Below are 21932 nucleotides of genomic sequence, written 5' to 3'. Positions count from 1 at the left end.
CGTCACCTTCCGATCAGATACGGCCTCGCCAGAATCAATGCGAAACCTATCACCGCGGCCCCGAAATACACCGGAAGCAAATGGATGAAGGCCGTGTAGTGAATGACGAAATGCACGATGAGCGCACTCGCCGAACCGGCCAGGCCCGCGCTCAGCAGCGACCAGAACACCCACGCCTCGCCCCGCCGCCAGCCCCACAGGCCGATCAGCAGGATGGCGACTCCGGTGGACATGAGCGCGCCGCCGAATCCGGCGCGGTCGTGGGCGATGAACGGCAGCAACCGGTCATTGGCGGCCCGCAGCGTCTCGGCGTCGGTCTCCAGGAAGGTCAGATCCGTGGGCACGAACACATCGGTCAGGCCGACCGTGGAGATGACGATGCCGCCGAAGATGACGCCCGCGCCCATGGCCACGATCAGCAACTGCCCCACCAGCGCTCGCCGCCGGATCGTCTCGGCCGCCTCCGGGAGGACTCGCCACCGGGGCGGTCCGAGGGGCCGCCGCACCGCCAGCACGTACATCGGGAACAGCACCACCGCGGCGAAGGTGTGCAAGGGCTCCACGAACCCGATCACCAGGAAGTAGAACAGGGTCGGAAAACCGACCAGCCCCGACAGCAGCAGGGCATTGCGCGCCCACGCCCGGCCGACCCGCATACCGCCCCACGCCAGCCCGCAGTACAGGATCCCGATGGCGATCATATTGCCCGCCATGGTGATTCGATCGTGCTGTAGGAAATGCACCAGATGGTGGTTGATGGCGTGCAGCCCGGCCACATCGGTGCCGAGGTAGTTCCGGTCGTACCAGAGCAGGACGGGTCCCAGGGTGATCGCACCGGCCCCGAGGCCCGCCACGATCATCCCCGCGCCCACCAGCAGCCCCCAGAACCATCCGGGCCACCGCCTGGGATCGAATCCGACATCCCATAATCCGGGTGCGCCGGGCTCGGTCACCGCAGCCGCTTCGATCACCCGCTGGAACCAGCTCGGACCCGCCGCCACCAGCACCGTCGGTTCCGCCAGCACGGTGGTCGCCGGATCCCGCAGCGCCGCCACCGCATTCGCGATATCCGGCTCGCTCAGATGGATCCGATCGGCCCGCTCCCCCACCACCACTTCGTCCACCGCATCACCCAGCAGCGCCCCCACCGCGGGGTCGTCCACCCGCGCCGCCACCCGGCACTCCCGGCCGCGCGCCGCCTCCCGCACCACCTCTACATCCTCGGCCGTTACCGGCCCGATCTCGACAATGCTCGCCCCCTGCACCGGCATCACCCGCACCGCGTCCCGCGCGACGCCGACCGGTACGGCGATCCCGAATCGCCCCGCCCACTCCGGCGGCCCCTCCGGATGATCGAACACCCGCCGGACCACCGCACCACCCTTGGGCAACCCGATCAGCACGGACAAGAACCGCAAGGCCCCCAACTGCGCTCGCAGCTCCCCCACGACAGCATTCGCGACCGGCTTCAGCGGGTGATACGTCCAATCAGGCACGCCCCCATCGTCACACGCGCACCCCAGCTGACCACCCGTTATCTCGACCACACGCCGCACAATTTTCCGGACAGATCGCCCACATCCCCCAGTTCCCCGCGCTCCCCCGCCACCCCTGTGTCACCCTGATCATGTCCCCAGGTTCCAACCGAAGGATCCCGCCATGATTCCACTTCTCGCCCAACAAGTTTCAACTCTGGCCGGTGACGTGCGCACCATCGGCCGCGACATCCTCGCCGTAGGCCAGGCCGCCGTCCAACTAGCCCAGGACATCATCTCGATAGCCACCCCGGACAGCGTCCCCGGCCCGGGCACCGGCCCCAACCCCGGCGCGGGCGCACCGCCCGCGCAGTATCCGCTGAACTGACCCGCACCGCCCGGCGGCCGGATCACTCCGGCCGCGGGTACCCCTTGCGCGCATCCGCTTCCCGAATTTCCTTCAACTCGGCCCGCGACAGCGTGTAGATCACCAATTCCGGATCCCGCCCTGCCTCGACCACCCGCCGCCCATCCGGATGCCACACCCCGCTGCCGCCACACGACTCCCATCCGGGCCCGTTCCCCGCATGATTGGCCGCGACCGCGTACATCCGGTTGTCCATGGCCCGCGCCCCGAGATGCAGATCGATCCGCCGCACCTCATCCATCGTGTACAAACTCGAAGCCAGATACACATGCGCCCCCGCGGCCGCCGCCTCCTGCGCATGCCCGGGCACCCCGGCGTCATAGCAAATCGCGAGCCCCACCCGCCAGCCGCCAACCTCCACCAGCCCCACCTCGCCACCGGGTTCGAACACCCCGTGCTCACCCCCGTGCAGATACGGCTGCCGTACACCGTGATCCGCCCGCCCGGCTCACAAACCAGCGACGCCAGCAACCGCTTCCCCTCCGCAGTCCGAACCGCCGCCCCCACCACGGTCGTAATCGCCACCCGCCGCAGCGGTTCCAACCGCGAATCGTCAACGGTCACCCACAGCGCCGAATCATCCAGCTGCGTCAGGTCGTACCCCACCAGCGAAAGCTCCGGAAACACAACAAGTTCCGCCCCGTCGGCAGCCGCCTTCCCGGCCCATTCCACCGCCAGCCCAACATTCCGCCCGATATCCCCGACCACCGATGCCGTCTGCGCCGCCGCAACCCTCAAGGTCTCCATGACCGCAACGCTATCCGATCGAACAACTCCCAGCAGCCGAGACGACACCGACGAAAAGTGCTCAGAAGCCGACGACCACGGCAGCCACGAACGAATTCCATTCAGCACGTTCGAATATCAGGGCTGCGCCGCCGCGATCCTGCGAGTCACGCACGCCGACATTGCCCTTGGAAAGGAAGGCAACCTCGACACACTCCCCGCCAGCCTGACTGTGGCTGCTTTTGAACCACCGTGCGTCGGATAGCTCTACATTCACGATGTGATCTCCCTTGTTCTCTGTCTCAACAGGTTACGACTGGTCACTTCATCCAGCGCCGCCTGACAGATCGTTCGATAGGCCTGGTAGTGGAACCGCACGTCCGCATCGTCCTCGAGGTACATGCTCCCAACGGCGCCTTCCAGATACACGACCGGTGGCTCGCTCGGTTCGCCTGGTGGTGGTGTCCCGAAGTCCATGACGACGAACGGCAACATCGACATGCCTCCGGGAAATCCTGCCTCGAAAGGCAGTATCCGAACCGAAATATTGTCGTGTGTCGACATGTCGGCGAGATGCCGCAACTGGGCCGCCAGGATCTTCGCGCCACCGACTACGCGGTGTAACGCGGCCTGGCCGACAACCACGTCGAGATCAAGCGGTCTGGTGCGGCGCAGGATCGTCGACTGGCGATACTTCTTGATCTGCACTCGCCGGTCCCGTTGATCTGCACTCGCCGGTCCCGCTCGCCCTCTGATTCGTCAGGCCAGCGTTGCCGCAACAGGGCACGATCGTACTGTTCAGTTTGAAGGAGGCCGGGGATCAGCTACGGTTGATAGGAGCACAGACTCGTAGCAGCGGCCTCCAATCCGACATACACGTCGAGATTCTTGGGCATCAGATCGCTGTATGAGTGCCACCAACTCTTCACCTTCGCCTGCTGCGCCAGACCGATCATTCCCGTTGCGATATCGACGGGAACTCCGTAGATCCCGCACGCCTCCTTGATGGTCGAGGTTCTGACGCGCGAGTTCTCGGCCTTCTCGATGCGCGCAAGACTGGTCGCTCCCATCTCCAGCAACTCGGCTGCCCTGGCTTGACTGAGTCCGGCCCGGTTACGCCACTCCAGCATCAGCCGACCGAGCTGGCGCAACGGAACCGTCGAGCCTGCATCGCCTCCACCCATGGCTTCTCCGTTTCGGGTAGTGGTGTTCACCCGTTTTGCGAGCCTCGCTTCACCCGGTTCGGTGCAAGAGTCCCATCGAATCGGTGATCTTTCAGGCGTTTTGGCGAATCCGATCCGGAGACTCTGAATCGGTGTCCTTGCTCGATGTGTGCCGCGTTGCATTGACGCACGGCAGGCGGGCCAGCGTTCCCCCGGCCTCCCAACCGAATAAGTCTGGAAGTTCACACCCTCGGGAGGTAGCGATGAGTGATATCGAGATCCGAGTGCTGCATGAGGTGATCGAAGCCGTTGAGATTCACCTGTCCGCGCTCGAGGCATCCGGAAGACCACTGGCCACAGCACGTTCCCAGATTCACGCGGCGGTCATTCATGCTGTCATTGCCAGCGCTCGCGCGAGCGGGCACTACGGATCCGGCAGCCTTGCCAGTGCTCCACTGTTGGACGCCATACTCGTCGGCGCTGAGGCATCGCAGTAGGACAGAGCGACTTTCGCCGCTCTGATCGACAGTGCGACCCTGAGCTGAGTAGGTGCGGCGAACTGCAACAGTGGCGACCGGGAAATGGTGGCGGGGGTCTCTCGGCGAATACCGCCACAGATTCCCGGTGATCGCCGGTCCAGGTCAGGGACTACGCCAGTTGTTCGATCTTGGCGGCCAGTTCGGCGCCGGTGATGGGTTCGCGGGCTATGACGGCGATGGTGTCGTCACCGGCGATGGTGCCGACTATTTCGTGGAGGGCGGCGCGGTCGAGGGCGCTGGCCAGGAAGTGGGCGGCGCCGGGTGGGGTGCGGAGGACTGCGATGTTGCCGCTGGAATCTGTCGAGACCAGGAGGTCGCCCAGGAGTTTCGAGAGGCGTTCGGTGCCGCCGGTGACGCCGCGGACGGGACTGCCGTCTTCGGGGACGACATAGACGCCTGCGCCGCCGTCGGCGGCGCGCAACTTGACCGCGCCCAGTTCGTCGAGGTCGCGGGAGAGGGTGGCTTGGGTGGTTTCGATGCCTTCGCCGGAGAGGAGGGCGGCCAGTTCGGATTGGCTGCGGACCTCGTGCTGGGAGAGGATGGCGACAATGCGGGCCTGGCGGCCGGCGCGGGTGCGGGCTATGGCCGCGCCCTTGCCGGTCGCCTGGGTACGTCGCTCGATGGTCATCGGGGGGTGCTTTCGTATTTCTCCAGGAGCCAGACCAGGAGGGCTTTTTGGGCGTGGAGGCGGTTTTCGGCTTCGTCCCAGACCGCGCTGTGGGGGCCGTCGATCACCTCGTCGGTGATCTCCTCGCCGTGGTGGGCGGGGAGGCAGTGCAGCACCGTCACATCGGGGGCGGCGCCCGCGAGGAGGGCGGTGTTGATCTGGAAGTGGCGGAAGGGGGCCACGCGGTCGCGGCCGTCATCTTCCTGACCCATGGAGGTCCAGGTGTCGGTGACCAGGGCGTCGGCGCCCTCCGCTGCCGCGATCGGGTCGTTCGTCAGGGTGATGGTCGCGCCGGTTTCGGCGGCGCGCTTCTGCGCGAGGTCGACGATCCACGGGAAGGGCTCGAAACCCTCGGGGGCGGCGATGGTTACGTTCAGGCCCGCCGTCACGCCGCCCAGGAGCAGGGAGTGCGACATATTGTTGGCGCCGTCGCCGAGGAAGGCGAGGTCGCGGCCGGTGAGGTCGCCCTTGCGTTCCTTCAGGGTCTGCAGGTCGGCGAGGACCTGGCAGGGGTGGAATTCGTTGGAGAGGGCGTTGACGACCGGAACGGTCGCGGCTCCGGCCATTTCGTCCAGACGGTCCTGGCCGAAGGTGCGCCAGACGATCATGTCGACATAGCGGGACAGCACGCGGCCGGTGTCGGCGAGGGTTTCCTCGCGGCCCAACTGGGTGTCACGGCCGTCGACCACGACGGCGTGCCCGCCGAGCTGGGCAATGCCCATTTCGAAGGAGAAGCGGGTGCGGGTGGAGTTCTTCTCGAACATGACCGCCACGCCGCGCGGGCCCGCGAGGGGCTTGCGGGCGAGCGGGTCGGCCTTGAGTTCCGCTGCCAGAGCGAGGACTTCGGCCTGCTCGGCGGGCGAGAGGTCGTCGTCACGCAGGAAATGACGGATGGTCACTTGGTACCCTCTTCTGCTTTGGCCTGCGCGGCATCGAGAATGCCGGGCAGGTCGGACAGGAAATTGTCGGCCTGTGTTTCGGTGAGAACCAGGGGCGGCGCCAGGCGAATCACATTGGGCTTGGCGGGATTCAGGAGATAACCGGCTTCCCGGGCGGCCTCGTCGACCTGTGCGGAGACATCCGCGGTCAGCTGGATGCCGATGAGCAGACCCGCGCCACGAGCATGGTCGATCAGCGGGTGGCCGAGCTCCTCGATGCCGTCGACCAGAATCTTGCCGACCGACTCGACATGCGCCAGCGACCCCTCCTCGTCGATGGTGCGCAGTACGGCCAAAGCCGCTGCGGCACACACGGGATTGCCGCCGAAGGTGGTGCCGTGCTGACCGGGCTGCAACAGCTCCGCCGCCGGACCCTGCGCGAGCACCGCGCCGATCGGCAGACCGCCGCCCAGCCCCTTGGCCAGGGTGATCACATCCGGCACGATGCCCGCCGCCTGATGCGCGAAGAACGCGCCGGTGCGGCCGATACCGGTCTGCACCTCGTCCAGAATCAGCAGCGCCCCATGCTCTTTGGTGATGGCGCGCGCCTTGGCCAGGTAATCGGCCGGTGGCACCACCACGCCGCTCTCGCCCATGATCGGCTCGATGAACACCGCCGCGGTATCGTCGTCGACCGCGGCGGCGAGCGCGTCCGCATCGCCGTAGGGCACGTGCACCACACCGGCGGGCATGGGCGCGAACGGTTCCCGCTTGGCAGGCTGGCCCGTCAAGGCCAGCGCGCCCATGGTGCGGCCGTGGAACGCCTCCTCGCACGCGACGATCTTGTGCTTGCCGGTCAGCCGCGCCATCTTGAACGCGGCCTCATTGGCCTCGGTCCCGGAATTGCAGAAGAACGCCTTGCCGTGCCCGTCGCCGAAGTGCGCGAGCAGTCGCTCCGCCAATTCGACGACCGGTTCGCTGGCATACAGATTCGACACGTGCCCGAGCGTCCCTAACTGCTGGGTGACCGCCTCCAGAATCGCCGGATGCGCATGCCCGAGGCTGTTCACCGCGATACCGCCGAGAAAATCCAGGTACCGCTTGCCCTCGGCGTCGTAGACGACCGCGCCCGCGCCGCGCACCAGCGCCACCTTCGGGGTGCCGTAGTTGTTCATCAGCGCGGCGGACCACCGCTGCTGGATATCGGCTGTACTCATGAGATCTCCTGAACGGGGGTCACCATCGTGCCGATGCCTTCCCCGGTGAACAGTTCCAGCAGTACCGAATGCGACACCCGCCCGTCGAGCACGTGCGCGGTCGGGACGCCGCTTTCGACGGCGCGCAGGCAGGCTTCCATCTTGGGCACCATGCCCGCATCGAGGCGGGGCAGCAACTTCGCGAGTTCATCGGTGTCGATGCGCGAGGTCAGCGAGGAGCGGTCCGGCCAATCGGTGTAGAGGCCCTCGACATCGGTGAGAATGACCAGCTTCTCCGCGCCGATGGCCTCGGCCAGCGCGGCCGCGGCGGTATCGGCATTGATGTTGTGCACCACGCCGTTGGCGTCGGGCGCGATGGTCGAGACCACGGGAATCCGCCCGGCGTCGATCAGGTCGTGCACCGCATCGGGATTCACCGAGGTGACATCGCCGACCAGGCCGATATCGGTTTCCGCGCCGTCCACGTTCACGGTGCGCCGGGTGGCGGTGAACAGGTGCGCGTCCTCACCGGAGATGCCGACCGCGTACGGCCCGTGCGCATTGATCAGCCCGACCAGCTCCCGGCCCACCTGGCCGAAGAGCACCATGCGCACGATATCCATGACCTCGGGCGTGGTGACGCGGAAGCCGCCGCGGAATTCCCCTTGCAGGCCCAGCTTTTTCAGCATGGCGCTGATCTGCGGCCCGCCGCCGTGCACCACCACCGGATGCACGCCCACGGTGCGCAGGAACGCCATATCGGCCGCGAACGCCCGCTTGAGTTCCTCGTCGATCATGGCGTTGCCGCCGTACTTCACGACGACGATCTTGTCGCGGAACTTCTGCAGCCACGGCAGCGCGTCGGCGAGCACATGCGCCTTGTCCAGCGCCGATAGACCGTCGATGGGTGTGCTCATGAGCTGTACGCCGAATTCTCTTCCACGTACCCGTGCGAGAGGTCCGTGGTGCGAATGGTCGCCGTGCCGTCGCCCAGGCCGAGCTCGACGGTCACCTGGATATCGGGCCCGGACAGGTCGACCTCGCGCGCCCCGGGCGCGGCGGTGCCGTCGACGCACACCGGATGCCCGTTGAACGCGACCGTGATCTTGTTGGGGTCCAGTTCGATCGGCGCGATGCCAATGGTGGCCAGCACGCGGCCCCAGTTCGGATCGGAGCCGAAGAACGCCGTCTTCACCAGGCTGTCCCGCGCGATGGTGCGCGCTCCGATGAGCGCCTCGGCCTCGCTGACCGCGCCGCTCACGGTGACGTGCACCCGCTTGGTGACGCCCTCCACATCGGCCATGAGCTGTTCGGCCAGATCGTCGCAGACCGCCATGACGGCGGCATTGAGCGCATCCTGGCTGGGCGCGACCCCGCTGGCGCCATTGGCCAGCAGCAGCACGGTGTCATTGGTGGAGCAGGAGCCGTCCACGTCCAGGCGGTCGAAGGTCATGCGGGTGGCGGCGCGCAGCGCGGTGTCCAGCTGTTCCGGGGTGGCCACCACATCGGTGGTCAGCACGACCAGCATGGTCGCCAGCGACGGCGCGAGCATGCCCGCGCCCTTGGCCATACCGCCCACATTCCATTTGTCCTGATGGTGGAAGGCGGCTTCCTTCGGCACGGTATCGGTGGTCATGATGGCCCGCGCGGCCTCCGCGCCGCCCTGCAGTCCGCCGCCCATCTCGTGCACGATCTCGGTGACGGCGGGCAGCAGCTTGTCCATGGGCAGCCGGTCGCCGATGAGACCGGTCGAGCAGACCGCGATCTCACCCGCGCCGGTCTCGGTTCCCCAGTTGCTCAATGCCTTCGCCAGCTCCTCGGCGGTGGCGTGGGTGTCCTGGAAGCCGCCCGGACCGGTACACGCGTTCGCCCCACCGGAATTGAGGATGACCGCCCGCAGCCGCCCGCCTGTGAGGACCTGCTGCGACCACAGCACCGGCGCGGCCTTCACCTTGTTGCTGGTGAACACGCCCGCCGCCGCGTACTCCGGCCCTTCATTGAGAACCAGTGCCAGGTCCGGCTTTCCGCTGACCTTGATCCCGGCCGCGATGCCCGCGGCGCGGAAGCCCAGCGGCGCGGTGACGCCCTGGGTCCGGACCAGCTTGCCGTCGTTGATTGAAGTCACGGAGCCACTCCTACGGTGGAAAGTCCTGCGGTCTCGTCGAATCCGACGGCCAGGTTCATGGATTGCACCGCGGCGCCCGCGGTGCCCTTGGTCAGATTGTCGATGGCGCCGATCACGACCAGCAGCCCGGCGTCGGTATCCACCGCCACCTGCAGAGTGACGGCATTGGAGCCGAGCACCGCACCGGTCTGCGGCAGTACGCCTTCCGGTAGCAGGTGCACGAACGGCTCATCGGCATAAGCTTTTTCGTAGACCGCGCGGGCCTGGGCGGCATCCACGCGGACCGGGGCGGTGCAGGTGGCCAGAATGCCGCGCGGCAGCGGGGCCAGCACCGGGGTGAAGGAGACGGAGACATCCGTGCCGACCGGAGTGCCCGCACCGCTCGCGGCGGCGGCCTTCAGGTTCTGGGTGATCTCCGGGGTGTGCCGGTGTGCGCCCGCGATGCCGTAGGCCCGCAGCGACCCCATTACTTCGGAGCCGAGCAGCCCGACATCGAGTTTGCGTCCCGCGCCCGAGGTGCCGCTCACCGCGACCACGTTCACGGTCGGCTCGATGATCCCGGCCGCGATGGCCGGGGCCAGCGCCAGGCTCGCCACCGTCGGATAGCAGCCCGGCACCGCGATGCGGGTGGCGCCGCGCAACTTCTCGCGGCCGCCCAGCAGCTCGGGTAGACCGTACGGCCAGCTGCCCGCGTGCGGGCTGCCGTAGTACTTCTCCCACGCCGCCGCATCGGTGAGCCGGAAATCCGCCCCGCAGTCGATAATCACCGTCGACTCCGGCAATGCCTTGGCAATCGCGGCGGACTGGCCATGCGGCAGCCCCAGGAAGACGACATCGTGCCCGGCGAGCACCTCGGCGGTGGTGTTCTCCAGAATCCGGTCCGCCAGCGGCAGCAGATGCGGCTGCAGCTCCCCCAGCGCGCTTCCGGCATTCGACCCGGCGGTCAGCGCCCCGATCTCGAGGCGCCCGGCTCGGTACGCTGGATGCCCGAGTAGCAGTCGCAGGACTTCGCCGCCCGCGTACCCGCTCGCACCAGCCACCGCGACCCGAACCGTGGGTCCACCCGAGGTATCCACCATGTGATGATTATGCACGACTGTGCAAGCTCATTCACCATCGGGTGGAGTTCGGGCGTCAAGTGCGGTTTTCCGGCACACTCGATAGAGCCATGCACGACGATGACACCGAACCCATCCCGGCCGTCCGCCGCCAAAGCGGCAACCATCGAGCATCCGATGCGCCAGCCACCACCCCGGCAGGCGACAACGCGGACTCGGAAACGGCCACCGCGCGGCCCCGCCATGCCCGTCGCGGAATGCGCGGCCGCCACGGCGCCGGTCCGGTTTCGCACCGGCGGCGAGCGGAATCACATCCGCTGCGACGGATCGGACAGGTCGTCTCCGCCATGGCGGCGGTCACAGTCGTCACGGTCTCCGGTATCGCCTGGTACGGCGAGAACAGCCTGGAGGACGGCTTCGTCCGTTCGACCGGCGGCATCGCCGAGGAGGACCGCAGTCTCGACGGCGATATCAATATCCTGCTCATCGGCCTGGATACCCGGAAAGACCTCAACGGCAACGACTTACCGAAGGACATCCTCGATCAGTTGCACGCCGGGGACGGCACCGAGGGCGGCTACAACGCCAATTCCCTCATCCTCGTGCACATTCCGAAGGATATGAAGAAGATCGTCGCCTTCTCCATCCCGCGCGACGACTACGTGCCGGTGACCGGCATCCCTGGCTACACCAATATCAAGATCAAAGAGGCGTACGGCCTGGCCAAGTATTACGCCGAGCAGAAGCTCGAAGCCCAGGGCGTCACCGACAAGGTGCAGCTGGAACGCGAAGGGCGCGAAGCGGGCCGGGCATCCATCGTGCGAACGGTGAAGGCGCTCGCCGGCGTTCCCATCAACCGCTTCGCCGAGGTCTCCCTGGTCGGCTTCTACCATCTGGCCGAGGCCCTGGGCGGCGTCGACGTCTGCCTCAACAATGCCGTCGACGACAGCTACTACTCGGGCGCGGTCTTCCCCGCGGGCCGCCAGCACCTGGACGCCGCCAGCACCTGGACGCCGCCAATGCCCTGGCCTTCGTCCGCCAGCGGCACGGCCTGCCCAATGGCGATCTCGACCGCACCCACCGCCAGCAGGCCTTCCTCACCTCGGTCGCCAATTCGCTCAAACAGGCCGGAACCTTCACCAATATCGGCAAACTCCAGGACCTCATGGACGTCGCCCACCGCGATATCGTCCTCTCCGACGGCTGGAGCCTCACCGACTTCCTCACCACCCTCGGCCGCGCCGACTCCCCGCAGGTGGAATTCCGCACCCTGCCCGTGCTGCGCTACGACATGATCAACGGCCAGGACGTGAACATCATCGACCCGGTCGCCATTCGCAAGGAGGTTCGCGCCGCCTTCGGCATCGAGGACCCGGCCCCGCCGACCACCCCCGTCACCACGCCGGTCTCCACCCTCGACGTGGTCAATGCCAGCGGCACCTCCGGCCTGGCCGCCCAGCTCTCGAAATCCCTGACCGCCAAGGGCTTCCCCGCAGGCACGGTCAGCACGGGCACCTACTCCGACGGCACCACCACCGCCATCTACCACGGCACCGGCGCCGACACCGACGCCAAACAACTCTCCGACATGCTCGGCGGCATCCCGGTCTCGGCCTCGACCAGCGTCACCCCCGGCCACGTAAGACTCGTCCTGGGCACCGATTTCAACCTCCCCGATACCCTCGACCCGGCCGCCGCCTCCACCACCCCCACGACCACCACCCGCGCCACGACCACCACCGCCCCCGACACCCCCGACGCCGGAAAACCGGTCACCACCACCATCGGCGGCGGCATCCCCTGCGTCAACTGACCTGCGCGCCTCGGAAGACGAGCAGGAGGATGTGCATCTCGGCGGAGGTGAGGGAGCCGTGCTGACCGAGGAAGCTCGACTGGAGGGGTTCCACCGCCGAGCGGATGATGCCGCCGTGGTCGCCCGCCACGGCAATGACATCGCCTATGCGGGACGCGTTTTCGGTCAAGACGGTGGGGCCGAACCAGCCGTCGCGAATGGCCTCGTCGCGGGTCAGCACGGTGTAGTTCGCGCCGAGCACCTCGCGCCAGGCGGCGGCGACATCGGTGGCGGCGCCGTTCTCGGTGTAGACGTGGCGGGCGCGGGCCTCGCCGCCGAGGTCGGCGACGCCGTCGTGCAGGGCCGTCGTGGTGTCGAAGTCGATGCGGTCGTGCATGGCGACCATGCCGTGGTCCGCCGTGACGAGCAGGGCCGCGTCCTTCGGGAGCCGTTCGGCAATGGCCTGCACGGTGCGGTCCACCATGCCCAATTCCAGTCGCCAGGCCAGGGATCCGGGGCCCCGCACATGTCCGGTGGTGTCGAGATCGGCGTGGTAGGCGTAGACCAGAGAACGCTCACCCTGACCCAGCGCCGTGAGGGTGCCGTCGATGAGGTCGCCGAGTGAGACGTCGAAGCGGAACTCACTGCCGCGGAACGACGCTCGGGTGAGACCGGAACCAGCCTGGAAGATCGGCCCGACATGGGTGACCGCGACCCCGTCGGCCGCAGCGCGCTCGAACACGGTCGTATGTGGCTGAAACTGCTCCGGCGCAAGTTCTTTCAGCAGATCGACCTTGGGCCCGTCCCCGAACAGCCGCCATTTCAACGGGCTCATCAGCCGATCCTGACCGGGCACCCGCAACAGATAGCCCACCAACCCGTGCTCCCCCGGCGGCACTCCGATGCCAAGCGAGCTCAAACTGGTGGCGGTGGTGGTCGGAAAGCCCGCGGTAATGGTCCGCCCGACGGCACTCGACAGGAACGGCGCATCCCCCGCATGCGCCGCGAGCTGCTCCGCCCCCAACCCGTCGATGAGCAACACGCAAACCCGCCTGGCATCCAACTCCAGCCCGAGCCGGTCGACCTCCCTCGGCACCCCCAGCCCGGCCAACAACGACGGAAACACATCGGCCAGCGAATTCAACCCATACTGCGGCAGCGTCAACACGAGCACCACCATCCCAAGCCCCGCTCCCCGGATCAAGGACCGAATCACCGGCGCGGCCTGGGAACTAATCAGCCGCCGCGGAATCAGGGCTGAATCGCTCCAAACCCGTGACGCGCAGGAGGTCCAGGGCGGAAGCCGCACGAGTGCCGGGGGCCGCCGAGTAGACGATGACCGTTTGATCGGAATCGGGGACCAGCAAGGTGTCGCAATCCAGGGTCAGGCGGCCGAGATCGGGGTGCCCGATCGTCTTGGTGGACGAGCGCAGTTGGTGGGAGCGGCCTGCACGCCAGAGGTCGTCGAATCTCGGGCTGCGGGAGCGCAATTCGTTGACCAGCCAGGCCAGGTCGGGGTCGTCCGGGTAGCGGGCGCGGACCGAGCGGAGGCAGCCGACGCAGTAGTCGGCGGTGGCGGCTTCCTCCTCGGGGGTCAGCCAGGCGCGGCCGAGGCCGCTGCCGAGGAAGCGCTGGTAGATGATGTTGCGTTCGATGGGCGGCCATTCGGAGAAGTCGCCGAACAGGGCGGCGGCCAGTGGATTCCAGGCCAGCACATCGGATTTGGCGGACAGCACCACGACCGGCAGATCGGCCATTCGATCCAGCAGGCGGTAGACGCTGGGGCGGATGAGCATGGGGATGCGGCCTTCGGCCGGGGGCGCGGAGCCCGCCAGGTGGAACATGAGGTTCCGGTCGTCCTCGTCGAGGCGGAGAGCGCGGGACAGGGCGCCGAGCACCTGATCGGAGGGCTTCGGGCCGCGGCCCTGTTCCAGGCGGACGATGTAGTCGACGCTGACGCCCGCCAGCATGGCGACCTCCTCACGGCGCAGGCCGGGGACCTGGCGGCGGGAACCCGCCGGGAGCCCGACATCGGCGGGCGCGAGACGGGCGCGGGCGGTGCGCAATACCGTCGCCAATTCGGTTCTGTCCACCTCCTCATCGTCCCGCACCCGCGCGGCGGCGGGGTGGTACCGCCGGTCCCATGCCGAAGCGTCCCTGGTGGGGGCCGTATCGGCCGCCGAGACTGGGGATATGACAGCTACGACAATCGCTTTGGTCACCGGAGCGAACAAGGGAATCGGTCAGGAGACGGTGCGGCGGTTCGCGGAACTGGGTTGGGAGGTTTTTCTCGCCGCCCGAGATTCGGGCCGCGGCACCCGGGCGGCCGCCAAGCTCACCGCGCAGGGGATGAACGTGCATTACCTGCCGCTGGATGTGACCTCCGATGATTCGGTGTTCGCGGCGGCGGACACGGTGAAGGCGCGGGTCGGGCGGCTGGATGTGCTGGTGAACAATGCGGCGATCGGCGGCCACGACAGCGATCCGGCCGATCTGCGGCCCGATGATCTGCGAGAAGTGTTCGAGACCAATGTCTTCGGACCCATTCGCGTGACACATGCCTTTCTACCGCTGCTACAAGCCTCCGACGCACCGCGCATCGTCATGGTGTCCAGCGGCATGGGTTCCATCGCCACCATCACCGATCCGAAATGGGCCGGGATTCTGCCACCGGCGGTGGGCTACCCCGTGACCAAGGCCGCGCTGAACATGATCACCACGCGATATGCCCAGGCATTCCCCGAGATTCGGATCAATGCCGCCGATCCCGGTTACACCGCAACAGATTTGAACGGCCACTCCGGCGTCCAGACCGTCACCGAGGGCAGTGATGCGATCGTGCGCCTGGCCCGCATCGGCGCGGACGGCCCGACCGGCGGCTTCTTCGACCGCACCGGCGCCACCCCGTGGTGAGAGTCCTCCGCCGCGGGCGGCGCGGGCTCATTGCGGCCGTACCACTCGTCCTGATCGCTAGCCTGGTGGCAGTGCTGTGGTCAGTAGCATCCGCGAAGGAGAACACCGTGGCTGAAGCGAATTCGAGCAGTAAGGACCGTGTCCTGTCGATCGGCCTGCATCCCAGCGCCGTCGACTTCACCCCGTATCCCGGGCAGAGCGAGGCGACGCTGACCGCGCGCATTCAGGCCGGTGAGGACGCCATGCGGGCGGCCGGGATCGATTTCACGACCTGCCTGGTGACCACCGATCCGGAGGCGGCCGAGGCGAAGGTGCGCGAATGCGCCGCCGCCGGGCCGTTCCGCGTCGCCATGATCGGCGCGGGCGTGCGCATGGCTCCCGAACTCACCGAACTGTTCGAGCGCCTGATCAATACGGTTACCGAGGTGGCCCCCGGTATCCGGTTCGCGTTCAACACCTCACCGGAATCCACCATCGATGCCATGCGCCGTGGACTGCGCGCCGATTGACTGGACGCTATGTACAGTGAGCCGCGATACGCGGCAGGCAGGAAAACCAATGGCTGACAACAGCACCGAATCGACTCCCCTCACCCTGAGCGGGCGCTTCAACCACTTCTCGACCACGCGTCTGGGCCGGGCCGCCCGTTTCTACGCGCGCCTGCACCGGAGGCTGTACGACCGGTTCGGCGGGACGCGGTTCACGACGCTGCAAGGTAAGCCCGTATTCCAGCTGACGGTCACCGGCCGCAAATCCGGCGAGTCACGGCCGGTCATGCTCATGCTCGTCCGCGATGGCGACGACCTGCTGGTCTGCGGCTCCAATGGCGGGAATCCGGGGACGCCCAACTGGTGGGGGAACCTGCTCGCCACCGACAAGCCGGAGGTCAGGGTCGGACGCGAGTCCTGGCCGGTGACCACGCACGTGGTCACCGATCCGGCCGAATACGAGAAGCATTGGCGCACACTGGTCGCCGGATATCCCGACTTCGCGACCTACCGGGCGCTGAGCACCCGAAGGTTCCCCATCGCGGTCCTGCGCCGCGCCTGATTCAGACCACCGAAGGCCGGGTGATGCTGGACCACAGCGCATCACCCTGCTCGGCGAATCGCTGGGCCAGTTCACCGCGCGCATCGGTGACACCGGTGCCGGATCGCCCGCCCGAGACACAGAAGTGGGTCTCGGCCAGCGTCAGCAGTTTGATATTGACCAGGCGGATCGGCCCCAGCGGCCCGTCCACCGTCGCGGGGACGCTCTCGTCGGACATGCCCAGCAGTACGCACGCATCGCCTTGGTCATCGACGAAAGCACCGCGCGCCTCATCGGGAAATCCCTGGCCGGACAAGGTCATCGACAGCGACCCGTAGTGTTCGAGATTCTGAATGAACCGCAGCCCGTGCTTGGACACGGTCTGCGCCACCGACCACACCATATGCCCGAGCCAGGTGTCCGAAACCATTTGTGTCGCAGCCCAATCGGCGGGCATTCCGGCCGCCGCGCCGTAGCCCTCGACGCCGAGGCCATTACCGGGCTCGGCATCACCCCAGGTATCGGGGAACGACAACCCGTACGAGGTCAGCAGCGCACCGTATTGCCGCCGCACCACCGCGAAGCTCGGATGCTCCACGCTCGGCGGCTCCGGTTCCTGCACGCCCACGTGCTGCCAGACCTCGGTGGGAATGAACCGCGACTGATACCGCGGCGCGGCCATCTCCTTGTCGAGCCGCCCCCACGTGTTCCACTGCCGGTCCAGCGCCCGCCATGTCTCCCCGGCGTAGCGCTCGGCCTCCCCGTCACCTGATGAACTCACCTGGCGACGCTAACCGGCACGCCGCGCCCACCGCAACGGATAGCGGGCAATCGCCGGGCCGGATTCCGGCGCGGCGACTGCCCGTCCCCCTCAGGACACGAAGGCGAACAGCACCGCCGCGACAGCGAAGCTGACCACCGACAGCACGGTTTCCAGCACCGTCCAGGTCTGCAGCGTCTGTTTCACAGTGAGGTTGAAGTACTTCGCGATGATCCAGAACCCGCCGTCATTGACGTGGCTGAGGATGATCGACCCGGCGGCAATGGCCATGGCGATGAGCGCGATGGCCATCTGCGAATAGCCGTGGTCCACCACCAGCGGGGCGACAATGCCGCCGGTGGTGACGATGGCGACCGTGGCCGAACCCTGCGCTATGCGGAGCCCGCAGCTGATCAGATAGGCCAGCACGATGACCGGCAGCCCGGCGGCGGACATGGTATCGGCGAGCGCGGTGCCGATACCGGTGGCGGCGATGACCTTTCCGAAGAACGCGCCCGCACCGACCACCAGCAGCAGCATGCCCACCGGACGCAGCGATTCGGCGGTCAGCGCGCAGAGTTCCTGCACGGTGGAGCCGCGGCGGATGCCGAGCACGTAGAAGGCGATGAGTACCGCGATCAGCAGGGCCACCGCGGGCGTGCCGAGGAAGGTGAGCACCTGCATGAGCTTGAAGCCCTGGTCGAGCAGCTGGCTGCCGAAGCTCGCACCCAGGACGAGCACCAGCGGAATGGCGATGATGCCGGCGATCAGACCCACCGACGGGGCCGTTCGCTGCACATCGGTGGCCGTCGCCGCTCCCGGACCCTCCTTGGGCGCGCCGTTTCCGAGCTTCCCGTTCTCCGCCTACACCAGGAATTCGTCGGGCACCTCGACCTGCACGCGCTTGCCGATCCAGCTGCCCCAGACAATGCCCGCGGCCACGAATCCCGGTAGGCCGCAGAAGAATCCCATGAGAATCAGCCAGCCCAGGATCACCCCGAGCAGCCCGCCCAGCGCGACCGGGCCCGGATGCGGCGGCAGGAAGGCGTGCGTCATGGACAGGCCCGCCAGCATCGGCATGGCGTAGAGCACCAGCGAGCGCCCGCCGCGCTTGGCGGCCACATAGATGAGCGGCGCGAGCACGAAGATACCGATATCGAAGAACACCGGAATACCGAAGATGAGCCCGAGCAGGCCCATGGCCAGCGGAGCGCCCTTGTCCCCGAACAGTTTCAGCAGCCGCTCGGTGAGCACGTCCGCGCCGCCGGAGCGTTCCAGAATGGCGCCGAGCACCGTGCCCAGGCCGATGATGACCGCGATATGCCCGAGAATGCCGCCGAATCCGGTCTCCAACAAGGATTCCCCGGCCTTCAATGGCGTGCCGACGATCTTCGCCACCGGCAGCCCGGCCGCCAGGGCCAAGCCCAAACCGGTGAGCAGCAGTGCGATGAACGGTTCCAGCTTGAACCGGATGATCGTGACGAGCAGGACGGCGATGGCCAGCCCGCACAACACCAGCAAGCCCGGTGTGGTGGTGCGCAGCCAATCGACTGTGTCGCCCATGGGGTACCTCAATTCATGGATCGAACGAACGATGCCGCGCGAGCGGCGATCTCGGGCCACCGGCCCGCGGCGACATCGCCGGGGGCGACGACATCGGTCCCGGCGGTCACGGCGATCGCGCCGTGCGCCAGAAACTCGGCGGCATTCCCGGCATTGACCCCGCCGGAGGGGATGAGCTCGACCTGCGGGAACGGCCCGCGCAGATCCTTCAGATAGCCCGGCCCGAGCGCGCGGGCGGGAAATATCTTCACCGCGGCCGCCCCCAGATCCAGGGCCTGCATGACCTCGCTGGGGGCGAAAGCGCCCATCACCACGGGAATCCCGTGCCGCCCGGCCACTTCCGCCACCGCCACCCGGATGCCGGGGGTGACCAGGAACCTCGCCCCGCTGTCGATGGCCGCGGCCGCCTGCTCGCCGTCGAGCACCGTCCCCGCCCCGACCACGGCATTCGGCGCTTCGGAGGCCTTGCGCAATGCGTCGAGCACGCCCGGCGTGGTGAAAGTCAGCTCCAGGGTGTGGATTCCGGCCCCCGCCAGCGCCTCGGCGAGCGCCACCGGATCGGGAATCTCGGGTGCGCGCACCACGGTCAGCACGCGATCGGCGCGAATGACGTCCATGGCCGAGGTCATCGGGTTTCCTTCCGGCTAGGGTCCATGCGTAGTGCTCGACCGGCTCGGACGCCGGTCGGCTTGCCGTCTTCGAGGGCGAACTCGCCGTTCACCAGGACGTGGCGGATGCCTTCGGCCTGTTGTTTGGAGTTTTCGAAAGTGGCGGTGGCGGTGATGGTTTCGGGGTCGAAGAGGACCAGGTCGGCGGCGTGGCCGGGTTTGATCAGGCCGCGGTCGCGCAGGCGGAGGCGTTCGGCGGGGCGGTCGGTGAAGTGGTTGACGCAGTCCTCGAGTTCGAGGTGGCCCAACTCGCGGACGTAGTGGCCGAGGTAGCGGGGGAAGGTGCCCCAGGCGCGGGGGTGCGGCCGGTGGCCGACCAGGAGGGCGTCGCTGCCGCCCATGTGGCGGGAGTGGCGCATGATGGCGCGCACGTTCTCCTCGTGGCCGACGTGCTGAATGATGGTGGTGGCCAGCTGATCTCGGGTGAGCAGGTCGAAGAAGACCTCGACCGGCGGCATGTCCCGATCGGCGGCGATCTCGGCGACGGTGCGGCCGACGTACTCGTCGAGTGCGCTGTTGCCGACGCCGCTGATCTGGATGGTCTCCCAATCGACGGTGACGCCGTGACAGCCGTCGGAGCCGTGCAGGTTCACATCGAGGGCGATGCGAATCCGCGTGGACTCCTCGGCGATCCGCGCCAGGGCGGCATCCGGGCCACCGGACATGGCCCAACTCGGCAGCAGCGCCGACAGCGTGGTCGAACCCGGCAGGTAGGGGTAAGTGTCGAGGCTGACGTCGTGGCCGTCGGCGAGCGCGGCGTCGATCATGGCCAGCAGTTCCGGTGCGCGGCCCCGGTTCTCGCCGAATTTCATGGTGGCGTGGGTGAGATGCAGGGCGCAGCCGGTGCGGCGGGACAGCTCGATCATTTCGGCGTAGGCGTCGAGTGCGCCCGCACCGTAGGAGCGGGTGTGCGGGGCGTAGAAGCCGCCCGCCTCGGCGACCACCTCGCACAGTGCGGCGAGTTCGCCGGTGTCCGCGTACATTCCGGACGTGTAGGTCAATCCGCTGGACATGCCCACCGCGCCTTGCGCGAGCCCCTCGGCGAGCAGCTCTCGCATGTGGGCGATCTCTTCCGGTGTGGCCGGGCGCTTTTCGGCTCCGACCACCATGAGCCGCAGCGTCCCCTGCGGGACCAGATACGCGGCATTCGGCGTGATCCCCGCATCCAGCCGATCCAGGTACTCGGCCACACTGCGCCAGGAGAAGTCGAAATCGGGGGGATTGCCATTCCACCCGGCGATCTGGCGGCGCAGCACCGCCAGCGCCGCATCGTCGATGGGTGCGTACGACAGCCCGTCCTGACCGATCACCTCGGTGGTGATGCCCTGGCTCAGCTTCGGGAAATGGTCCGGCTCGGTGAGCAGGTGCAGATCGGAATGGGCGTGCATATCGATGAATCCGGGTGCGAGCACCAGATCCCCGCCGCCGTCCACGACCCGATCCGCCGTGGTGATCGCACCGGGTGCGGCGATCTCGGCGATGCGCCTGCCGTCGACGACCACATCACCGCGATACCGCGGCGCACCCGTCCCGTCGACTATGTCGATACTGCGAAAAAGCAAGTCGGCCACTGTATTACCGCCGATCAGAAGAAGGTGTGCACGAGATCGACCAGCACCGGCCGCTCGGCCCCGGCATCGTCGATCACCGGAATGAGCCGCCATTTGTCGAAGGCGGTGCAGGGATGCGAGAGCCCGAGCCGCACCACGCCGCCCACCGGCAGTTCCTCGGCGGCGCCGCCGGGCAGCCGCAGGAAGGTGTGCTGGTCGTTGAGCGCCGAGACCGTCGCCTCCGGATTCAGCTTGGCCGCACCCGGTCCCGCAATGAGCTGCGGTACGGGCAGCCCCTCGTCGAACGGCAGATCGCGCTTGCCCGCGTCCAGCAGGGCGAGCTCCGTCTCGGGGCGCGAGACCACGCGCGCCCAGCCGTGCATGGCCGAGCGCAGCGGCCGGTCGGCGCGACCGGCGGCCAGCGGGGAAATGCCGGAGTAGAAGCCGTCGTCGTGAATCAGGTAAGCGCCAGAACGCAAGACGACAGTGGTCGGCACCCCGCGCTCCCCGCTCTCGTCCGCGAGCCCGGCGAGATGCTCCACCACCAGATCGGGATAGGCGCTGCCGCCCGCGGTCACCACGGCGGGCCCCTCATACCAACCCGCCGCGGCGATCCCGCGCTGCAGCTGCGCCATATCGTCGAGGTAATGCCGCACCGCCGCAATGCCTTCCGAGCTGCGATCGTGAGCGAGCGCGCCCTCGTATCCGCTCACCCCGGCCAGCGTCAGCCGCGACGACCGATGCACCGCCTCGGCCACCTCCAGCGCCGCCGCGAGCCCGCGCGCACCGGTGCGCCCGTGCGGCCCACCGAGTTCCACGAGCACCGACAGCCGCACGCCCTCCGGAGCATCGGCCAGCTGCCGCTCCATCTCGCGCACCGACCCGACCCCGTCGACCCAGCTGAACAGTTCGAACCCCGGATCGCGCGCCAATTCCGCGGCGGCCCAGCGCAATCCGACCGGATCCAGCAGCGCATTGGCCAGCATGATGCGGGCCACCCCGAACGAGCGCGCCACCTGCACCTGCCAGCCGGTAGCCAGGGTGATCCCCCACGATCCGGCGGCGAGCTGCTCGGCCCACAGCTGCGGGGCCATGGTGGTCTTCCCGTGCGGGGCCAGCCGCACGCCCGCGGCCGCCGCCCAATCCGCCATGACGGCACGATTCGAATCCATGGCGGCGCGGTCCAGCGTCAGCACCGGCGTCGCGAGCTCATCGAGTCGCGGTGCGCCCGCGAGGTATTCGCGCACGGTCTTGCCCCATGCCGTCGGCGGCAGCGACTTGTGCTCCGGTCCCAGCGTCCGATCGTGCAGCGCTGCGATGACGGCATTGTCGATGGCCACGGCACTCCCTTCCTCAGGTTTGTCATATCAACAATGCACTGCATATTCTGCAACGCTTGTTGC

The 21932-nt window shown here is 67.7% G+C and carries 23 protein-coding genes and 3 pseudogenes; 6 read left to right on the top strand and 20 right to left on the bottom strand.

What is annotated here, in order from left to right; translation table 11 throughout:
* Positions 1 to 2: 2 nt before the first annotated feature.
* Complete coding sequence (locus NC4_RS36495) at positions 3 to 1496, bottom strand: hypothetical protein (protein ID WP_067548410.1); 1494 nt, start codon at positions 1494 to 1496, stop codon at positions 3 to 5.
* A 163-nt stretch (positions 1497 to 1659) separates the two neighbouring features.
* Here NC4_RS36495 and NC4_RS36490 point away from each other — a divergent pair, with 163 nt between their 5' ends.
* Positions 1660 to 1863 carry a hypothetical protein gene (locus NC4_RS36490; protein ID WP_067548407.1) on the top strand — a complete coding sequence of 68 codons (204 nt, stop codon included), beginning with the start codon at positions 1660 to 1662 and terminating at the stop codon, positions 1861 to 1863.
* 22 nt (positions 1864 to 1885) lie between these two features.
* Here NC4_RS36490 and NC4_RS41285 read toward each other — a convergent pair whose 3' ends face one another.
* From NC4_RS41285 to NC4_RS43745, 6 genes and pseudogenes are all read right to left on the bottom strand, one after another.
* Positions 1886 to 2293, bottom strand: a complete 408-nt coding sequence (locus NC4_RS41285; RefSeq protein ID WP_067548404.1) for a carbon-nitrogen hydrolase family protein — start codon at positions 2291 to 2293, stop codon at positions 1886 to 1888.
* 188 nt (positions 2294 to 2481) lie between these two features.
* Positions 2482 to 2649, bottom strand: a pseudogene (locus NC4_RS44985) (nitrilase-related carbon-nitrogen hydrolase); the annotation flags it as partial.
* A 61-nt stretch (positions 2650 to 2710) separates the two neighbouring features.
* Positions 2711 to 2905, bottom strand: a complete 195-nt coding sequence (locus NC4_RS39730) for a DUF397 domain-containing protein (protein WP_084530126.1) — start codon at positions 2903 to 2905, stop codon at positions 2711 to 2713.
* Positions 2902 to 3336 carry a DUF5753 domain-containing protein gene (locus NC4_RS43750; RefSeq protein ID WP_281186571.1) on the bottom strand — a complete coding sequence of 145 codons (435 nt, stop codon included), beginning with the start codon at positions 3334 to 3336 and terminating at the stop codon, positions 2902 to 2904. The genes NC4_RS39730 and NC4_RS43750 overlap by 4 nt, the downstream gene beginning before the upstream one ends.
* Positions 3240 to 3449, bottom strand: coding sequence for a Scr1 family TA system antitoxin-like transcriptional regulator (locus NC4_RS44275; RefSeq protein ID WP_281186573.1), 210 nt, complete (start codon positions 3447 to 3449; stop codon positions 3240 to 3242). The genes NC4_RS43750 and NC4_RS44275 overlap by 97 nt, the downstream gene beginning before the upstream one ends.
* Positions 3450 to 3452: 3 nt before the next feature.
* The gene (locus tag NC4_RS43745) at positions 3453 to 3842 is read right to left on the bottom strand and encodes a helix-turn-helix domain-containing protein (protein ID WP_245722176.1); all 390 of its coding nucleotides are present in this window, start codon (positions 3840 to 3842) and stop codon (positions 3453 to 3455) included.
* Positions 3843 to 4054: 212 nt separating this feature from the next.
* Here NC4_RS43745 and NC4_RS36475 point away from each other — a divergent pair, with 212 nt between their 5' ends.
* Positions 4055 to 4288, top strand: a complete 234-nt coding sequence (locus tag NC4_RS36475) for a hypothetical protein (RefSeq protein ID WP_067548401.1) — start codon at positions 4055 to 4057, stop codon at positions 4286 to 4288.
* A 151-nt stretch (positions 4289 to 4439) separates the two neighbouring features.
* Here the strand turns inward: NC4_RS36475 and NC4_RS36470 are convergent, their stop codons facing one another.
* Genes NC4_RS36470 through argC form a run of 6 tightly spaced genes read right to left on the bottom strand, consistent with a single transcriptional unit; the run spans position 4440 to position 10275 of the window.
* The gene (locus NC4_RS36470; RefSeq protein ID WP_067548397.1) at positions 4440 to 4958 is read right to left on the bottom strand and encodes an arginine repressor; all 519 of its coding nucleotides are present in this window, start codon (positions 4956 to 4958) and stop codon (positions 4440 to 4442) included.
* Positions 4955 to 5896 carry an ornithine carbamoyltransferase gene (argF, locus tag NC4_RS36465; RefSeq protein WP_067548394.1) on the bottom strand — a complete coding sequence of 314 codons (942 nt, stop codon included), beginning with the start codon at positions 5894 to 5896 and terminating at the stop codon, positions 4955 to 4957. The genes NC4_RS36470 and argF overlap by 4 nt, the downstream gene beginning before the upstream one ends.
* Positions 5893 to 7092: an acetylornithine transaminase gene (locus tag NC4_RS36460; protein ID WP_067548391.1), complete on the bottom strand. Its 1200-nt coding sequence runs from the start codon at positions 7090 to 7092 to the stop codon at positions 5893 to 5895. The genes argF and NC4_RS36460 overlap by 4 nt, the downstream gene beginning before the upstream one ends.
* A complete protein-coding gene (gene argB / locus NC4_RS36455) occupies positions 7089 to 7988 on the bottom strand; it encodes an acetylglutamate kinase (protein ID WP_067548388.1) in 900 nt (299 codons plus the stop codon). The genes NC4_RS36460 and argB overlap by 4 nt, the downstream gene beginning before the upstream one ends.
* Positions 7985 to 9196 carry a bifunctional glutamate N-acetyltransferase/amino-acid acetyltransferase ArgJ gene (argJ, locus tag NC4_RS36450; protein WP_084530125.1) on the bottom strand — a complete coding sequence of 404 codons (1212 nt, stop codon included), beginning with the start codon at positions 9194 to 9196 and terminating at the stop codon, positions 7985 to 7987. The genes argB and argJ overlap by 4 nt, the downstream gene beginning before the upstream one ends.
* Complete coding sequence (gene argC, locus NC4_RS36445; protein ID WP_067548533.1) at positions 9193 to 10275, bottom strand: N-acetyl-gamma-glutamyl-phosphate reductase; 1083 nt, start codon at positions 10273 to 10275, stop codon at positions 9193 to 9195. Before argC ends, argJ begins: the two co-directional genes overlap by 4 nt.
* 236 nt (positions 10276 to 10511) lie before the next feature.
* Here argC and NC4_RS44980 point away from each other — a divergent pair.
* Positions 10512 to 12067: pseudogene (locus NC4_RS44980) on the top strand (LCP family protein).
* On the opposite strand, the gene NC4_RS36435 reads toward NC4_RS44980, so the two are convergent.
* Together NC4_RS36435 and NC4_RS36430 are read right to left on the bottom strand one after the other, a co-directional pair.
* The gene (locus NC4_RS36435) at positions 12060 to 13226 is read right to left on the bottom strand and encodes an alkaline phosphatase family protein (protein WP_067548382.1); all 1167 of its coding nucleotides are present in this window, start codon (positions 13224 to 13226) and stop codon (positions 12060 to 12062) included. The pseudogene NC4_RS44980 and the gene NC4_RS36435 sit on opposite strands and share 8 nt — an antisense overlap.
* A 52-nt stretch (positions 13227 to 13278) precedes the next feature.
* Positions 13279 to 14139 (bottom strand): helix-turn-helix domain-containing protein, encoded by an 861-nt coding sequence (locus NC4_RS36430; RefSeq protein ID WP_067548531.1) that lies wholly within the window; start codon positions 14137 to 14139, stop codon positions 13279 to 13281.
* A gap of 100 nt (positions 14140 to 14239) precedes the next feature.
* On the opposite strand from NC4_RS36430, the gene NC4_RS36425 reads away from it, so the two are divergent.
* The 3 genes from NC4_RS36425 (at position 14240) to NC4_RS36415 (ending at position 16009) form a co-directional block, all read left to right on the top strand.
* The gene (locus tag NC4_RS36425; protein WP_067548379.1) at positions 14240 to 14959 is read left to right on the top strand and encodes an SDR family oxidoreductase; all 720 of its coding nucleotides are present in this window, start codon (positions 14240 to 14242) and stop codon (positions 14957 to 14959) included.
* Positions 14960 to 15066: 107 nt separating this feature from the next.
* Complete coding sequence (locus tag NC4_RS36420) at positions 15067 to 15468, top strand: hypothetical protein (RefSeq protein WP_067548528.1); 402 nt, start codon at positions 15067 to 15069, stop codon at positions 15466 to 15468.
* Between the two features lie 49 nt (positions 15469 to 15517).
* The gene (locus NC4_RS36415) at positions 15518 to 16009 is read left to right on the top strand and encodes a nitroreductase/quinone reductase family protein (RefSeq protein WP_169814941.1); all 492 of its coding nucleotides are present in this window, start codon (positions 15518 to 15520) and stop codon (positions 16007 to 16009) included.
* Position 16010: 1 nt separating this feature from the next.
* On the opposite strand, the gene NC4_RS36410 is transcribed toward NC4_RS36415, so the two are convergent.
* From NC4_RS36410 to NC4_RS36390, 5 genes and pseudogenes are all read right to left on the bottom strand, one after another.
* Entirely contained in the window at positions 16011 to 16769 is a 759-nt protein-coding gene (locus NC4_RS36410) for a hypothetical protein (protein WP_157555440.1), read from the bottom strand.
* 90 nt (positions 16770 to 16859) lie between these two features.
* Positions 16860 to 18311: pseudogene (locus tag NC4_RS36405) on the bottom strand (GntP family permease).
* An 8-nt stretch (positions 18312 to 18319) separates the two neighbouring features.
* The gene (locus NC4_RS36400; RefSeq protein ID WP_067548373.1) at positions 18320 to 18940 is read right to left on the bottom strand and encodes a bifunctional 4-hydroxy-2-oxoglutarate aldolase/2-dehydro-3-deoxy-phosphogluconate aldolase; all 621 of its coding nucleotides are present in this window, start codon (positions 18938 to 18940) and stop codon (positions 18320 to 18322) included.
* Positions 18937 to 20550, bottom strand: coding sequence for an N-acyl-D-amino-acid deacylase family protein (locus tag NC4_RS36395; RefSeq protein WP_067548370.1), 1614 nt, complete (start codon positions 20548 to 20550; stop codon positions 18937 to 18939). The genes NC4_RS36400 and NC4_RS36395 overlap by 4 nt, the downstream gene beginning before the upstream one ends.
* A 14-nt stretch (positions 20551 to 20564) precedes the next feature.
* Positions 20565 to 21863 (bottom strand): type III PLP-dependent enzyme domain-containing protein, encoded by a 1299-nt coding sequence (locus NC4_RS36390; protein WP_439957589.1) that lies wholly within the window; start codon positions 21861 to 21863, stop codon positions 20565 to 20567.
* Positions 21864 to 21932 lie beyond the last annotated feature (69 nt).

This window comes from Nocardia crassostreae, assembly GCF_001613405.1.
GTDB lineage: Bacteria > Actinomycetota > Actinomycetes > Mycobacteriales > Mycobacteriaceae > Nocardia > Nocardia crassostreae.
This window is presented reverse-complemented; position numbering and strand designations above follow the sequence as displayed.

Bases quoted from the DNA above. Each gene is read 5' to 3' on its own strand.
- NC4_RS36490 (WP_067548407.1), top strand. From the start codon at position 1,660: ATGATTCCACTTCTCGCCCAACAAGTTTCAACTCTGGCCGGTGACGTG.
- NC4_RS36475 (WP_067548401.1), top strand. From the start codon at position 4,055: ATGAGTGATATCGAGATCCGAGTGCTGCATGAGGTGATCGAAGCCGTT.
- NC4_RS36470 (WP_067548397.1), bottom strand. From the start codon at position 4,958: ATGACCATCGAGCGACGTACCCAGGCGACCGGCAAGGGCGCGGCCATA.
- NC4_RS36460 (WP_067548391.1), bottom strand. From the start codon at position 7,092: ATGAGTACAGCCGATATCCAGCAGCGGTGGTCCGCCGCGCTGATGAAC.
- argB (WP_067548388.1), bottom strand. From the start codon at position 7,988: ATGAGCACACCCATCGACGGTCTATCGGCGCTGGACAAGGCGCATGTG.
- argC (WP_067548533.1), bottom strand. From the start codon at position 10,275: ATGGTGGATACCTCGGGTGGACCCACGGTTCGGGTCGCGGTGGCTGGT.
- NC4_RS36435 (WP_067548382.1), bottom strand. From the start codon at position 13,226: ATGGTGGTGCTCGTGTTGACGCTGCCGCAGTATGGGTTGAATTCGCTG.
- NC4_RS36425 (WP_067548379.1), top strand. From the start codon at position 14,240: ATGACAGCTACGACAATCGCTTTGGTCACCGGAGCGAACAAGGGAATC.
- NC4_RS36415 (WP_169814941.1), top strand. From the start codon at position 15,518: ATGGCTGACAACAGCACCGAATCGACTCCCCTCACCCTGAGCGGGCGC.
- NC4_RS36400 (WP_067548373.1), bottom strand. From the start codon at position 18,940: ATGACCTCGGCCATGGACGTCATTCGCGCCGATCGCGTGCTGACCGTG.